This is a genomic window from Extibacter sp. GGCC_0201 (assembly GCF_017566055.1).
Taxonomy (GTDB): Bacteria; Bacillota; Clostridia; order Lachnospirales; family Lachnospiraceae; genus Extibacter.
The window spans coordinates 1-218 of sequence record NZ_JABFCH010000206.1; the positions used below are offsets into that span (position 1 = coordinate 1).

Genomic DNA, 218 nt, shown 5'->3' on the forward strand with positions numbered 1-218 from the left:
TTCGAGGTCGAGGACCCAGGTGCCGTCTTCAAAGGCCAGCTGGAACCCGAGGAAGGATTCGGAGTCCATTTCGGCGTTCTCGATTGCCTCGGCAAGCAGCCCGCGTATGTGCGCCTGCTCGTTCTCGGCGAGGGGTCGCTTGGCCCCCGCCTCGTCAGTGTCCAGCTCGCTCATATAGCTGTAGACGCTCTGCCGCAGCGTGGCGCGCATGTCGAGGA

The 218-nt window shown here is 63.8% G+C and carries 1 protein-coding gene; it reads right to left on the minus strand.

Annotated elements, in window-relative coordinates:
• On the minus strand, positions 1–218 hold a 218-nt coding region (locus HJV72_RS19275), incomplete at both ends, for a hypothetical protein (protein WP_208073490.1).